This window comes from Methylobacter sp., assembly GCF_004322395.1.
Lineage (GTDB): Bacteria > Pseudomonadota > Gammaproteobacteria > Methylococcales > Methylomonadaceae > Methylobacter_A.
Genome location: NZ_SCTW01000106.1, coordinates 1 through 14322, shown reverse-complemented (window position 1 = coordinate 14322; position 14322 = coordinate 1). Strand labels below are relative to the sequence as shown.

Annotated in this window: 12 protein-coding genes; 10 read left to right on the top strand and 2 right to left on the bottom strand. The window is 48.9% G+C overall.

Features of this window, described 5'->3' with window-relative positions; all coding sequences use genetic code 11:
• The 8 genes from EPO18_RS14845 to dapE form a co-directional block, all read left to right on the top strand.
• Positions 1 to 300: hypothetical protein (locus EPO18_RS14845; protein ID WP_292434523.1), on the top strand; the 300-nt coding region annotated here is incomplete at its 5' end.
• 23 nt (positions 301 to 323) lie between these two features.
• Positions 324 to 1103, top strand: a complete 780-nt coding sequence (locus EPO18_RS14840) for a M48 family metallopeptidase (protein ID WP_292434522.1) — start codon at positions 324 to 326, stop codon at positions 1101 to 1103.
• A gap of 3 nt (positions 1104 to 1106) precedes the next feature.
• Complete coding sequence (dapC, locus tag EPO18_RS14835) at positions 1107 to 2348, top strand: succinyldiaminopimelate transaminase (RefSeq protein ID WP_292434520.1); 1242 nt, start codon at positions 1107 to 1109, stop codon at positions 2346 to 2348.
• An 8-nt stretch (positions 2349 to 2356) separates the two neighbouring features.
• A complete protein-coding gene (dapD, locus tag EPO18_RS14830) occupies positions 2357 to 3175 on the top strand; it encodes a 2,3,4,5-tetrahydropyridine-2,6-dicarboxylate N-succinyltransferase (protein ID WP_292434519.1) in 819 nt (272 codons plus the stop codon).
• A 111-nt stretch (positions 3176 to 3286) separates the two neighbouring features.
• Entirely contained in the window at positions 3287 to 3760 is a 474-nt protein-coding gene (locus tag EPO18_RS14825) for a YehS family protein (RefSeq protein ID WP_292434516.1), read from the top strand.
• A gap of 43 nt (positions 3761 to 3803) precedes the next feature.
• A complete protein-coding gene (locus tag EPO18_RS14820) occupies positions 3804 to 4046 on the top strand; it encodes a hypothetical protein (protein WP_292434515.1) in 243 nt (80 codons plus the stop codon).
• A 6-nt stretch (positions 4047 to 4052) separates the two neighbouring features.
• Positions 4053 to 4397 (top strand): ArsC family reductase, encoded by a 345-nt coding sequence (locus EPO18_RS14815; RefSeq protein ID WP_292434513.1) that lies wholly within the window; start codon positions 4053 to 4055, stop codon positions 4395 to 4397.
• Positions 4394 to 5521, top strand: a complete 1128-nt coding sequence (gene dapE / locus EPO18_RS14810; protein ID WP_292434511.1) for a succinyl-diaminopimelate desuccinylase — start codon at positions 4394 to 4396, stop codon at positions 5519 to 5521. The genes EPO18_RS14815 and dapE overlap by 4 nt, the downstream gene beginning before the upstream one ends.
• Positions 5522 to 5676: 155 nt before the next feature.
• Here the strand turns inward: dapE and EPO18_RS14805 are convergent, their stop codons facing one another.
• Together EPO18_RS14805 and EPO18_RS14800 are read right to left on the bottom strand one after the other, a co-directional pair.
• Entirely contained in the window at positions 5677 to 6084 is a 408-nt protein-coding gene (locus EPO18_RS14805) for a PilZ domain-containing protein (protein ID WP_292434509.1), read from the bottom strand.
• Between the two features lie 167 nt (positions 6085 to 6251).
• Positions 6252 to 7469 (bottom strand): UbiH/UbiF/VisC/COQ6 family ubiquinone biosynthesis hydroxylase, encoded by a 1218-nt coding sequence (locus EPO18_RS14800; RefSeq protein ID WP_292434508.1) that lies wholly within the window; start codon positions 7467 to 7469, stop codon positions 6252 to 6254.
• A 342-nt stretch (positions 7470 to 7811) separates the two neighbouring features.
• On the opposite strand from EPO18_RS14800, the gene gltB reads away from it, so the two are divergent.
• Together gltB and EPO18_RS14790 are read left to right on the top strand one after the other, a co-directional pair.
• The gene (gene gltB / locus EPO18_RS14795; protein WP_292434506.1) at positions 7812 to 12431 is read left to right on the top strand and encodes a glutamate synthase large subunit; all 4620 of its coding nucleotides are present in this window, start codon (positions 7812 to 7814) and stop codon (positions 12429 to 12431) included.
• 78 nt (positions 12432 to 12509) lie between these two features.
• Positions 12510 to 13952 (top strand): glutamate synthase subunit beta, encoded by a 1443-nt coding sequence (locus EPO18_RS14790; protein WP_292434501.1) that lies wholly within the window; start codon positions 12510 to 12512, stop codon positions 13950 to 13952.
• Positions 13953 to 14322: the final 370 nt, after the last annotated feature.

The following is a 14322-nucleotide window of genomic DNA, read 5'->3' as shown; positions in this document are numbered from 1 at the left end:
AAAAATCGGGAAAAACGGTTAAAAATGCTATTTATTAGATCCTGCAAAGCGGCGATTTTCGAAAAAAATCAGCTTGTCTGGCAAATAGGGAAAAAATGCGATTTGTTCAGTGCTTCCCTAAAGCGCCTACTGTTGGTGCTCTACCTCCTGCATGACCCACAGGGATGTGGGAAATGCAGAGAAATGATTGGATCATTTCCTGTCCATGCAGTCGTTCGTGGTGACAAGCTTTATATTTTAATGGGAAGTTACATTTTTAAACCTCAGGCAAAAAGTTACGTTAAAATGGCCTCTGTCTAAATAGCAACTAGAGGTCATTTTTTATGTGCAAAAAAATATTTCCAATTCTGGTTACCTATCTATTAAGCGCCTGCGTCACTAGTCCTACAGGCAGAAGCCAACTTGTCTTCATGCCTGATGCGCAAATCAATCAAATGGGCTTACAGGCTTTCGATAATTTAAAAAAAGAAAAACCTATCAGCACTAACAGTAAATACAATCAGCTGGCAAGCTGCATTGCCGGGGCGATTACCCGGGAAACCGGCGGCAGTTGGGAAGTTGTGGTTTTTGAAGACGCCACGCCTAACGCTTTTGCGTTGCCTGGCAATAAAATCGGCGTGCATACCGGAATGCTCGCACTGGCCGACAATCAGGACCAATTAGCCGCAGTCATCGGCCATGAAGTCGGTCACGTCCTGGCCAAACATAGTAATGAGCGCGCATCGCAAGAGCTGGCGGTTAGCTCGGGCATGAGTATCATTCAAGCGGTCAGCGCACCGCAAACTGCCCTTGGGCAAACAGCGCTAGGCCTGTTGGGCGTCGGAGCACAATACGGCATACTGATGCCTTACAGCCGCACCCATGAAAGCGAAGCCGACACGATCGGCGTCGATTTAATGGCGAAAGCCGGCTTTGACCCAAGACAAAGTATCGGCTTGTGGCAAAAAATGGAACAGGCATCGCAAGGCCAACAGCCTATAGAATTCATGTCCACTCACCCTTCGCCTGCAACGCGCATACAGGACCTGGAAAGGCATATGCCGCAAGCCATGCAACTATTTCAGCAAGCTCAGTCTATGGGTAAACAACCGCATTGTAACTAATTGATGACCCCTAATTTAAAGCATTTACACCCCTACCCGTTTGAGAAACTGGCGACACTTAAACAAGGCATTACCCCACCCATAGATAAATCGCATATCGCCCTGTCTATGGGCGAACCAACTCATGCCACGCCGCATTTAATTCAGGAAACGCTGTTAACCCATTTGCATGGTTTAGCTAACTATCCGACTACTAAAGGCATACCGGAACTCAGGCGGTCGATAGCCGACTGGATCAGCCGTCGTTTCCAGATTCCGGCTGATGTGGTTAATGCTGAAACTCAGGTTCTACCGGTTAACGGCACGCGCGAAGCATTGTTTTCGTTTGCCCAGTGCCTTATTAATCCGACTGGCGCCAAACCCGTCGTGATCATGCCGAACCCGTTTTATCAGATTTACGAAGGTGCCGCGTTGCTGGCAGGAGCCGAGCCTTATTATCTGAACACACTGGAAGACTTCGGCTATTTGCCGGATTTTGATGCAGTGCCGGATGAAATATGGCAACGCTGCCAGTTGATTTACATTTGCTCGCCCGGCAACCCGACCGGTTCCGTCATCAATCAGGCCAGCCATGAGAAGCTTCTAAATCTGGCAGAAAAGCACGATTTTGTGATTGCCTCCGACGAGTGCTACACCGAAATCTACGACGACGAAACCAACCCGCCGCCGGGTTTATTGCAAACGGCTTATAACATGGGCAACACCGCGTTTAAGCGCTGCGTTATTTTCCACAGCTTGTCCAAGCGCTCCAATGCGCCGGGTTTACGGTCCGGTTTTGTCGCGGGCGACGCAGAACTATTGAAGCACTATTTTCAATACCGGACTTATCACGGCTGCGCGATGCCTTTGCCTACCCAACATGCGAGCATCCAGGCTTGGCAGGATGAACAACATGTTGCCGAAAACCGCCGTTTATACCGTGAAAAATTCGCGGCGTTTATCGATATTCTTGACGATGTTTGCACTGTTATCAAGCCTCCGGCCAGTTTCTATATCTGGTTGAAAATCCCCCAGACTTCGGCTTCCCCCTTTGAAAAAGAGGGACTGAGGGGGATTTCTGATACCGAATTCGCACAGCAGCTATTCGCTCAACAAAACATCACCGTGCTGCCCGGCAGTTTTTTATCCCGTGATTTTGATGGGATCAATCCCGGTCTTAACCACGTTAGAATCGCGCTGGTTGCGCCATTAGATGAATGTATAGACGCCGCGCAACGCATAAAAAATTTCCTTAACTCTTTATAAGAAAAACCATGTCACAATTAGAAAACATTATTAACGAAGCCTTTGAAAACCGTGCCAATATCTCACCTGCCAACGTTTCTGCGGAAGTGCGTTCAGCCGTTGAAGAAGCGATTAACTTATTGGACAGTGGCAAAGCCCGTGTTGCTGAAAAAAACAGCGGCGAGTGGGTCGTTAACCAATGGTTAAAAAAAGCCGTATTGCTGTCGTTCAGAATCAACGAAAACCGGGTCATGGAAGGCGGCAACACCCGTTATTACGATAAGGTTGAGGCAAAATTCAGCACTTATTCACCTGAAGATTTTGCCCAATCCGGCGTGCGCGTCGTGCCTAACGCCGTTGTCCGTCACGGTGCTTATGTTGCACCCGGCGCTATCTTGATGCCGTCATTCGTTAACATCGGCGGTTATGTCGACAGCGGTACGATGGTTGATACTTGGGCCAGCGTCGGCTCTTGCGCGCAAATCGGCAAGAATGTGCATCTTTCCGGCGGCGTTGGTATCGGCGGCGTTTTGGAACCGCTGCAAGCCGGTCCAACGATCATTGAAGACAATTGCTTTATCGGCGCACGTTCGGAAATCGTCGAAGGTGTTGTCGTTGAAGAAGGTTCGGTCATTTCAATGGGCGTTTACATCGGTCAAAGTACCAAAATCTACAATCGTATGACCAGCGAAATCACCTACGGCCGCATCCCGGCTGGTTCGGTTGTCGTTGCCGGCAACCTGCCTTCATCGGACGGCAAGTACAGCCTATACTGTGCGGTTATCATCAAACAGGTTGATGAAAAGACCCGCAGTAAAACTGGCATTAATGAGTTGTTGAGAGATTAAATGTGTTGGGTGCATAATTGTTCTGGTTATGCACCTTTCGCCTATTCATCTCGCGGATGCTCCAGGTATTCCTTCCGCCATCCCAACCGACACAACCCATACTAACAAATCATGATTAACAACGATGTATTACGCCGGGTACGTTATGCTTTAGAGCTAAAAGACCCGACCATGATCGAGATCTTTGCATTAAGCAGCGTAGAGATAAGTCGAGATGAGCTACTTAAGTTACTCAAAAAAGATAATGAAGCCGATTACGTTCCGCTTAATAATAAGTTGCTGGAACAATTTCTAGACGGTCTGATTATCTATAGAAGAGGCAGACAGGAGAATCCGCCCGCGCAAGTAAAAAAACCGGAACCGTTAACTAATAATATCATTCTCAAAAAATTAAGAATCGCTCTGGAATTTAAAGAAGAAGACATGCTGAGCACTTTAAAACTGGCTGACTTTGAACTATCCAAAGGCGAACTCAGCTCTTTTTTCAGGCAAAAAAGCCATAAACATCACCGTGAATGCGGCGATCAAGTTTTAAGAAATTTCTTACAAGGTCTTACCATTCGTTTTAGAGAACAGGACAGATAGCAGTTCTCTCTATTCCTTTAATAACTCAACTACGGTCCATACTATGAGCGAAAACATATCAAACAATGCCATTATTTACGCCACGCTTGCTTTAAACAGTGAGGTCGCCCTGCAACATGAATATTTGGATTCGCCCGACGTTCCCGATGATGAGCGCGAGAATGAAGAAGAAATCCTGGCTGATCTGGAACAAGCCTTTATGGAATTTGTCGATCTTTACAAGAACCGCTGCAAAACCGACAAACAATTACCCAGCATTGACGAATTACTGAACAGTCAATTGTAAAAAACCATGTACACGCTTTACGGAATAAAAAACTGCGATACCGTCAAAAAAGCGCGCATTTGGCTGGATCAAAATGGTATAGCTTATCGATTCCACGATTTTAGAATTGACGGCTTAACGCCCGAGCTGCTACATCATTTTGCCGAGCATTTAGACTGGAACAAACTGCTTAACCGCAGCAGTACCAGTTGGCGGCAGCTCAGTGCCGAGCAGCAAAGCGACCTGACGTTAGAAAAAGCCATGCAACTGATGCTGACCACCCCTACCCTGATTAAACGCCCGGTTTTAGATACCGGCGGCAGACTAATCATGGGCTATAAAGTAGAGAGCTACCAATCCGAATTGCTATGACCGATACACTGGAACTTCTTAAAGACCTTATCAGCCGCGAGTCGGTCACCCCAAAAGACGCAGGCTGCCAAGATGTGCTGGCCGCACGCTTGGCCAAACAGGGATTCAAGGAAGAACGCCTGGACTTTGAAGACACCCAAAACATCTGGCTTAGACGCGGCGATGCTAAGCCGCTGTTTACTTTCCTGGGTCACACCGACGTGGTACCTACTGGCCCTTTGGATGCCTGGATTTCACCACCATTTGAACCGACAATTCGTGACGGCAAGCTTTACGGCCGCGGCACTGCCGACATGAAAGGCGGCATCGCCTGCTTTATCACCGCCGTCGAGCGTTTTATTGCCAAGCACCCTAATCACAAAGGCTCTATCGCAGTCATGATGACCAGCGACGAAGAAGGCATTGCTACTAACGGCGTAGTCAAAGTCGTCGAGGTATTGGAACAGCGTAACGAGAAAATAGACTGGTGTCTGGTAGGCGAGCCGTCCAGCGATAAAAAAATCGGCGATGTGATTCGAGTCGGCCGGCGCGGTTCTTTATGCGCAAAACTAACCATCGCGGGCATACAAGGTCACGTCGCTTACCCTGAACTTGCCGATAACCCGATACACAGTTTCTCCCCGGCTTTAAAAGACCTGACCGAAGAAGTATGGGATCACGGTAACGAATTTTTCCCACCGACCAGCTTGCAAGTTTCTAATATCAATGCTGGAACCGGCGCGGAAAACATAATTCCCGGCTGCGTAAATGTGCAGTTCAACCTGCGTTTTTGCACCGAACTGGATGAGGAAACCATCAAACAACGCACCCGCGCGATCTTGGACAAATACGATTTTAAATATGAACTCGAATGGCGTTTGTCCGGCAATCCATTCCTGACTGAACCGGGTGCATTAATCGATGCCGCCCATGCCGCGATCAAAACTATTACCGGCTTTGAAACTGTTGACGATACCGGTGGCGGCACCTCGGACGGACGCTTTATCGCTCCGACCGGAGCACAGGTTATCGAACTTGGTCCATTGAATGAAAGCATCCATAAAATCAACGAACATATCGGCGTAGAAGACTTGGAGGTTTTGTCCAATATTTATGAACAGATACTGGTTAATTTGCTGACGTAGAGTGGAGGATTGAGCATTGCTGGGAGTAATTTATTGAGCACAGCGCACTACAGTGGCTGTTGATATATAGGCATACGCACTATACGCGGTTCTGAGCTGGCTTCCCGACTTGTCGAATAAGCTTAATGGCCGATTTAACCGACTATAAAGTAACTTTAGTTGCCTCCGCACTCCATACTTATCCGTTGGTCAGATGCCAACGTTTTCTCAATAAACTGAACAAGCCATTGATGACTGTTATTTTCAATATCGGCATAACGGAGTCCAATTTTGCATTGATCGCTTGATATGCGCCGCGAAAAAACCACATGGCATCGGGCTTCTATTTTGGATGACAATCCATCCTGATCAGACAGATTTAGGTCAACAAGCACAGATACCGGTCTGCCTTCGCGAATAAAACTTCCTCCCGGCGTAATCATATTGCGTTGTTTAGTATTACACTCGATACCTAGCCCGCCACTGGATATGTCTACCGCTGCCACTTTAATGCGCACACCATCTTCGGTAGTGACAATAGCAAAGACTTGCACTGGAATCCTTTTATAAAATCTTCTTTCCATGCCGCCCACGTTCACTATCAAAATTATTTAAAATTCTAGTCTAAAAAAATAATCATTCCAATGCAACCCAATGCTGCTACAAGGCTTCGTAAACCAAATTATGCCAAACCTGATTTCATAGTATTCTCAATAATATATAGAAATATTTATTGATAGCATTGGCATTTTTAAATGATCGGCTCATTTCGTGCCAGCTTGGGCAAGTTACCGTCTAAACCCATGGCGCTGCGCATCACTTTATTTTTGGCGGGCAAAATTCGCTCAGCCAAACCCAACCCCAAGTTGCGTAAAAACTTGACCGGCAACACCTGATTGCTGAACACTCGGTAAAAAACATCCATGACTGTCATCATTTTCAGATTTTCATTGCGGCGCATTTTCTCATAACGCCTTAAAACTCTCACATCGCCCAGATCAAGGCCTTGATTTTCAGCCTCAATCAGCACCTCGGCCAATGCAGCTGCATCCAATAAGCCGATATTAACGCCCTGCCCCGCCAACGGATTAATCATGTGCGCAGCATCTCCGACCAGAACCACGCCGGGTTTAACATAGCTTTGCGCATGCTGGCGCTTCAACGGAAAACTTGCCGTACCTAAAACCGCGTTAACCTTCCCCAAACAATCGGGAAAAGTTGTTGTTAATTCTCGCAATAAATCTTCATTTGATAATGCTTTCAACCGAGATACCTCATCCGGCGAGTTATACCAAACTATTGAACCGTAATGCCCGGTTAACGGCAAAAACGCCTGAGGCCCGCTTGGCACAAAGCGCTGCCAAGTTATATCCTGCTGCCCGTAATCGGTTTCAATATAAATCACCAACGCATGCTGCTGATAATCCCAACTGGTTACGCCCAAGCCTACGGTTTGCCTGACTCTGGACTGGCCGCCATCTGCCGCAACCAACACTTTGGCCGACAAAACCCGGCCGTCGCCAAGCTCCACTTCGGGCTGTTTTCCAACCGCATAGTTGATTTTATTGATTGTGGATGGACACATCAGCTCGACATTGGCAAAATCCTGTAAACGGTCCAATAACGCCAATTGAGTCACTCGGTTTTCAACGATATAGCCCAATTCGGGATAATTAATGTCATCGCTGCAAAACTCAGTGTCGCCCGCTGTTTCCCAAACCCGCATCCTGCGAAACGGGCATAGCCTGCGATTGACAACACCAGCCCAGGCGCCCACGGTTTCAAGTATATTTTTTGACGCAATACTGAGCGCAGACACCCTTAAATCATGCGGCTGATCGGAAGAAAAAGCTTCCGGTGGCGCACTTTCAATCACCGCCACTTTCAATGCACCCCCACCGATACTACAGGCAACAGCCGCTCCAACCATGCCGCCCCCCACAATTACAACATCAAAATTTTCTTTCATAATTAACCAGTCATACTAACGCGAGTCCATTTAATTATTGTAATGACTCTTAAAAAATCAAGCACGTTTACAAAAGTCGGCCAAACATTTAATGGAAATAAAACGGAAAGATACCACATCTATTTAAACAGTAAGCAAAATACCTCTATTACCGACATAGCAAAAAGCGACAGTTGAACAACATACACGACAAAAGACTGCGTGACAGAATCGCCTGTCATCCGTATAATTAACTGGTTTTGCCATACCGTGGCCTCCGATGCAAGCGTCGGAACCGGTACGCAACGAGGGTTCCTAAGTTAGAGTATAGCAACCCTTTTGTAATATTTTTTAGAGGTGACAATGAGTCAAAGCACGCTACCGACCAGACAGGGTTTATATGATCCACGCAACGAACACGACGCTTGCGGCGTGGGGTTTATCGTTCATATAAAGGGTCAAAAAAGCCATGAAATCGTACGTCAGGGTCTGGAATTACTTAAAAACTTGACCCACCGTGGCGCGGTCGGTGCTGACATCCATGCAGGCGATGGCGCAGGCATTTTGCTTCAAATGCCCGATACTTTTTTGCGTGCGGAATGCGACAAATTAAGCATTTCTCTTCCTGCTGCCGGAGATTATGCGGCTGGCATGGTATTTTTCCCTCGCGATGCGGCCAATCGGGCTACTTGCGAAAAACTGTTAACCGACATCATTGCGCGAGAAAAAGCCGTCTTGCTAGGTTGGCGCGATGTACCTGTCGACAATCAGTCTTTAGGCGAGACAGTTAAGCTGGTCGAACCTTTCATACGGCAGATTTTTATTGCACGCGGTGCAGATTGCCCCGATCAAGACGCTTTCGAACGCAAGCTGTTTGTGATTCGCAAACAAGTTGAAAACGCTGTCCGCGATTTGAAACTGGATCATGGCCACGCTTTTTACATTCCATCTTTATCGTCACGCACCATAGTCTATAAAGGCATGCTACTGGCGGATCAGGTCGGATCGTTTTATGCCGACTTGAACGATGAACGCATGGTCAGCGCGCTAGCGTTAGTTCATCAGCGTTTTTCCACCAACACTTTCCCAACTTGGGATCTGGCGCATCCTTTCCGCCTGATCGCTCATAATGGCGAGATCAACACCTTGCGCGGCAATGTTAACGGCATGGCGGCACGCCGCCATTCCATCGCGTCCAAAGTATTGGGCGACGACATGCATAAATTGTGGCCGTTGATTGACGAAGCGCAATCGGATTCCGCGTGTTTCGACAATGCACTTGAATTATTGGTAGCGGGCGGCTATTCATTGGCCCACGCAATGATGTTGCTGATTCCCGAAGCATGGGCCGGCAACGTGTTAATGGATGAAAAACTACGCGCGTTTTATGAATATAACGCCGCCCTGATGGAACCTTGGGATGGCCCTGCGGCCATAGCTTTCACCGATGGCCGTCAAATCGGCGCAACCCTGGATCGCAACGGCTTGCGTCCTGCGCGTTATCTGGTCACCGATGACGATTTCGTGATCATGGCATCGGAAATGGGCGTATTGGAAGTTCCCCAACACAAGATCATCAAAAAATGGCGTTTGCAGCCGGGCAAAATGCTGCTGATCGACACAGAACAAGGCCGCATTATTGATGACGCTGAATTAAAAACTAACTTGTCGGCATGCCATCCTTATTCCGAATGGCTAGCCAAAACGCAAATATTGCTTTCCGAACTGCCACCCGAAATTTCGGCAATGGCGCCGGATGCACATACTCTTTTGGATAGACAACAAGCATTCGGTTATACCCGCGAAGATATTGAATTCATCCTGAAACCGATTGCACAAACCGGACAGGAACCGATCAGTTCAATGGGCATCGATGCGGCGTTGGCGGTGTTATCGCAACGTTCGCGTATGCTGTACGATTATTTCAAGCAAGGCTTTGCCCAAGTAACCAACCCGGCTATCGACCCGATCCGCGAAGAATTGGTCATGTCTTTGGTTTCACTGATCGGTCCGCGCCCCAATTTATTGGGCCTGGACGAAGGCGGCACCCACATGCGCCTGGAAGTGGAACAGCCTATTTTGACCAATCAGGATTTGGAAAAAATCCGTCGCATCGAAACGCGTACCGGCGGCGTATTTAAGACTAAAACCCTGACGCTGTGCTATCCGTCCGATTTGGGAGCTAGCGGCATGGAAGCGGCGCTTGATAAACTTTGCCTAGCAGCAAAACAGGCGGTTGAAGAAGGCAACAATATTCTTGCCTTGTCCGACCGTGACCTTGATATTGCGCATATCGCTATTCCTGCGCTGTTGGCAACTTCTGCGGTGCATCACTACCTGACTCGCGAAGGCCTGCGTACTAAGGTAGGCTTGGTTGTTGAAACCGGCGAAGCTCGCGAAGTTCACCATTTTGCTCTGTTGGCAGCTTATGGTGCGGAAGCGGTTAACCCTTATTTGGCGTTCGATACTCTCTCAGGACTATGCGAAGATATCGCAGACCTTAGTGAGTATGAAGCGCATAAACGCTATATCAAAGCAATCTCCAAAGGCCTGCTTAAAGTCATGTCCAAAATGGGCATTTCGACTTATCAGTCTTATTGCGGCGCGCAAATCTTTAATGCTATCGGTTTGTCGGAACCCTTTCTGGACCGTTATTTTACCGGCACAACCAGCACTGTCGAAGGTGCGGGTTTAGCGGAAATCAGCGAAGAAACCACTCGCCGTCACCGGATTGCTTTTGGCACTGCGCCATTATATCGCGATGCGCTGGATATCGGCGGAGAATACGCATACCGTCTACGCGGCGAAGCACATACCTGGACGCCTGCAACTATCAGCACTTTACAACACGCTACACGCAGCAACAGCTATGAGAAATACTCCGAGTTTTGTCGATTGATCGACGAGCAAAACGAGGCATTGCTGACCTTGCGCGGATTGATGTCATTTAAGGAAGATGCGGCGCCTATACCGTTAGACGAAGTGGAATCAGCAGCGGAGATTGTTAAACGTTTTGCAACCGGAGCGATGTCGTTCGGCTCGATTTCTTACGAAGCACATACCACCCTGGCTATTGCGATGAACCGCATCGGCGGCAAATCCAACACCGGTGAAGGCGGAGAACTTCCTGAACGCTTCAAGCCGTTGCCGAATGGCGATTCGATGCGCTCAGCAATTAAACAAGTTGCATCCGGCCGTTTTGGAGTGACTACCGAATATTTGATCAATGCCGACGACATTCAAATCAAAATCAGCCAAGGCGCAAAACCCGGCGAAGGCGGGCAGCTGCCCGGACATAAAGTCGATGCGGTTATTGCCAGAGTACGTCATTCGACGCGCGGCGTAGGCTTGATTTCACCGCCGCCGCACCATGACATTTATTCGATTGAAGATTTGGCGCAGCTGATCCACGACTTGAAAAACGTCAATCCCGAAGCACGAATCAGCGTCAAACTGGTATCGGAAGTCGGCGTGGGCACAGTTGCGGCGGGTGTTTCAAAAGCCCATGCCGATCATGTGACCATTTCCGGCTATGACGGCGGCACCGGCGCAAGCCCGATGACTTCGATCAAACACGCCGGTTTACCGTGGGAAATCGGCCTTGCCGAAACTCATCAAACATTGGTGCTCAACAAGCTACGCGGACGCATAGCAGTCCAAGTCGATGGCGGTTTGCGCACAGGCCGGGACGTTGTCATCGGCGCATTATTAGGCGCGGATGAGTTCGGTTTTGCCACTGCGCCATTGATCGTGTCAGGTTGTTTAATGATGCGCAAATGTCATTTGAATACCTGTCCGGTCGGTGTTGCGACGCAAGACCCTGAACTGCGTAAACGTTTTACCGGACAACCCGAGCATGTGGTCAATTATTTCTTCATGGTTGCGGAAGATGTACGTCAGTGGATGGCGAAACTGGGTTTCCGCACCGTTAATGAAATGATCGGACGCTCGGACAAGCTGGACATGCAGCGCTCGCTCAACCATTGGAAAACACAGGGACTGGATTTCAGCCGGGTTTTCTATAAACCCGAAATTGACGGCGCTACTGCTGTTTATAACACCGAACGCCAGGATCACGGTTTGGATCAGGCACTGGATCACACCTTGATTGCGGCAGCTCAACCTGCGCTGCTAAACGGTCAGCCGGTGGTCATCGATACGTCGATCCGTAACATTAACCGCACTTTCGGCGCGATGTTGTCCGGCGAAGTAGCTAAACGTTACGGACACAAAGGCTTGCCTGACGACACTATTGCGATTCGTGTCAAAGGCACCGCCGGTCAAAGTTTCGGCGCGTTTTTGGCGCAAGGCATCAGCATCGAGCTTGAAGGCGAAGGCAACGATTATGTCGGCAAAGGCATGAGCGGCGGACGTATCGCCATTTACCAGCCTAAAGACTGCCCGATTACGCCTGCCGAGAACATTATCGTCGGCAACACTGTGTTATACGGCGCGATCAGCGGCGAATGTTATTTCAGCGGTGTCGCGGGTGAGCGTTTTGCGGTGCGCAATTCAGGCGCGCTTGCCGTTATCGAAGGCGTGGGCGACCATGGCTGCGAATACATGACCGGCGGCGTCGTGGTCGTACTCGGGCAAACCGGCCGCAATTTTGCGGCGGGCATGTCGGGCGGTGTGGCTTATGTGCTGGATGAAGACCGCAGTTTTGAAAAACGTTGCAACATGGCAATGGTCGAACTCGAGCCCATTCCGGAAGAAGACGACACGCTGGAAACCATCGCACACCAAGGCGGCGACCTGGAAACGCATGGCAGAGTCCACATCATGTCCGATATGAACCGTCATGATGCGCAACGCTTGAAGCATTTAATTGAAAACCATAAGCGTTATACCAACAGTGCCAGAGCGCAACACATTTTAGATAACTGGCAGGATTATTTACCGCTGTTTGTTAAAGTCATGCCGGTCGATTACCGCGAAGCACTCAAACAAATTCAGGCTGAACAAGCTACCGCGTCCTGCTAACGCCCCTCGCCTACATCCTGTAGGCGAAGCATCTGCGACCGCAACGTTGTGACACTATTTAAGTAGAAGGTATTAAAAATGGGTAAACCAACCGGGTTTATGGAACTACCGCGCACTGAACGGCACTATGCTTCGCCGAGTGATCGTATCCAGCATTATCGCGAATTTACGTTATCCCCCAGCGATGCCGAAATGGCGGAGCAGGGTTCAAGATGTATGGATTGCGGCATCCCTTTTTGCCACCAAGCCTGTCCTGTCAACAACATTATCCCGGATTGGAATGATGGCGTTTACCGAGAAGATTGGCAGCAAGCGCTGGATGTTTTGCACAGCACCAACAACTTTCCCGAATTTACCGGACGCATCTGTCCTGCACCCTGCGAAGCGGCTTGTACGCTTAATTTGCAAGATCAGCCCGTAACAATTAAATCGATAGAATGCGCGATTATCGATAAAGGCTGGGCAATGGGCTGGGTAAAACCGCAAATCCCGGAAAAACGCACCGGCAAACGCGTCGCGGTAATTGGTTCAGGACCTTCGGGATTGGCTTGCGCACAGCAATTGGCGCGCGCCGGACATGAAGTTGTGGTCTATGAAAAGAACGACCGTATCGGCGGCTTATTGCGTTACGGCATTCCCGATTTCAAAATGGAAAAACACTTAATCGACCGACGTATTGCACAAATGCAAGCCGAAGGTGTCAGGTTTAGGCCAAACAGCCATATCGGCACCGATATTCCTGCACAAAAATTGCTTGCCGAATACGACGCTGTGGTTTTGGCGGTAGGTTCTGAAAAACCGCGTGATCTGGAAGTCCCCGGACGCAATGAATATCAAGGCGTTTATTACGCAATGGATTTTTTGCGCCAACAAAACAAACGCAACGCGGGCGACTTCATAGCCGAGGATGACGTCATTACCGCGACGGATAAACGCGTCGTAGTCATCGGCGGCGGCGATACCGGTTCCGATTGTATCGGCACATCGATTCGTCAAGGCGCTGCATCCGTCGTGCAACTCGAAATCTTGCCGCAACCGCCTGAAAAAGAGAACAAATTGCTCACTTGGCCGCTGTGGCCCAACAAGCTGCGCACCACATCTTCACATGATGAAGGCATCAAACAACGTTACTTTAGCGTCAACACTCAAAGCGTTACCGGCAAAGACGGCAAAATAACTCACCTGAACGCGGTAGAAGTTGAGTGGAAGCAAGAAGGCGGGCAGTGGAAAATGAGCGACAAACCGGATAGCGCTTTCACGCTGGACGCGGACATCGTGTTTTTAGCGATGGGTTTCGTTCACCCAGTACACGAAGGCTTGTTAAAAGAGCTGGGCGTTGAACTGGAGCGCAATAACATCAAAGCCAACGATAAGCAGTATCGCACCTCGGTGGATAAAGTATTTGCTGCGGGTGACGGACGACGCGGACAATCGCTGGTAGTTTGGGCGATACGTGAAGGCAGGCAAGCTGCCAAAGCAGTAGATGAGTTCCTGATGGGAGCATCGGAACTGCCGAGGTAATGTTTTACCCCTTCCCTATGTAAAAAAGCGCTTTAGCGGCAATCGCCGCTAAAGCGCTTTGGATTTTATCTTCCCACACCGTTTACACCGATAAACAGTAACTAGCTTCCCCTGCTTCACATCGAACTGCTTTTCGCTTGACACTTCCCATTTATGAAAGCCACTACGGCACAAGGTATTGCCTTTATGCAAGTGCGATGGTTTGGGGCGTTTAAACTGAACTACGTCTCCCATAATTTTCCTCAAGGCCAAAGCCAGCAACTACATACCGGAGTTTAAAGCTGGCTTTTTGAATTCTAATCATCACTTTTTAGCGATAGCATTCCAAGCCGCAAGCCAAGCCTGCGATTGGTAAAAATCGGCTTTCCGA

What these genes read in the sequence shown, in the direction of transcription:
- EPO18_RS14800 (WP_292434508.1), bottom strand. Translation starts at nt 7,469, where the DNA reads ATGAAAGAAAATTTTGATGTTGTAATTGTGGGGGGCGGCATGGTTGGA.
- dapE (WP_292434511.1), top strand. Translation starts at nt 4,394, where the DNA reads ATGACCGATACACTGGAACTTCTTAAAGACCTTATCAGCCGCGAGTCG.
- EPO18_RS14825 (WP_292434516.1), top strand. Translation starts at nt 3,287, where the DNA reads ATGATTAACAACGATGTATTACGCCGGGTACGTTATGCTTTAGAGCTA.
- gltB (WP_292434506.1), top strand. Translation starts at nt 7,812, where the DNA reads ATGAGTCAAAGCACGCTACCGACCAGACAGGGTTTATATGATCCACGC.
- EPO18_RS14840 (WP_292434522.1), top strand. Translation starts at nt 324, where the DNA reads ATGTGCAAAAAAATATTTCCAATTCTGGTTACCTATCTATTAAGCGCC.
- EPO18_RS14805 (WP_292434509.1), bottom strand. Translation starts at nt 6,084, where the DNA reads ATGGAAAGAAGATTTTATAAAAGGATTCCAGTGCAAGTCTTTGCTATT.
- dapC (WP_292434520.1), top strand. Translation starts at nt 1,107, where the DNA reads ATGACCCCTAATTTAAAGCATTTACACCCCTACCCGTTTGAGAAACTG.
- dapD (WP_292434519.1), top strand. Translation starts at nt 2,357, where the DNA reads ATGTCACAATTAGAAAACATTATTAACGAAGCCTTTGAAAACCGTGCC.
- EPO18_RS14820 (WP_292434515.1), top strand. Translation starts at nt 3,804, where the DNA reads ATGAGCGAAAACATATCAAACAATGCCATTATTTACGCCACGCTTGCT.
- EPO18_RS14815 (WP_292434513.1), top strand. Translation starts at nt 4,053, where the DNA reads ATGTACACGCTTTACGGAATAAAAAACTGCGATACCGTCAAAAAAGCG.
- EPO18_RS14790 (WP_292434501.1), top strand. Translation starts at nt 12,510, where the DNA reads ATGGGTAAACCAACCGGGTTTATGGAACTACCGCGCACTGAACGGCAC.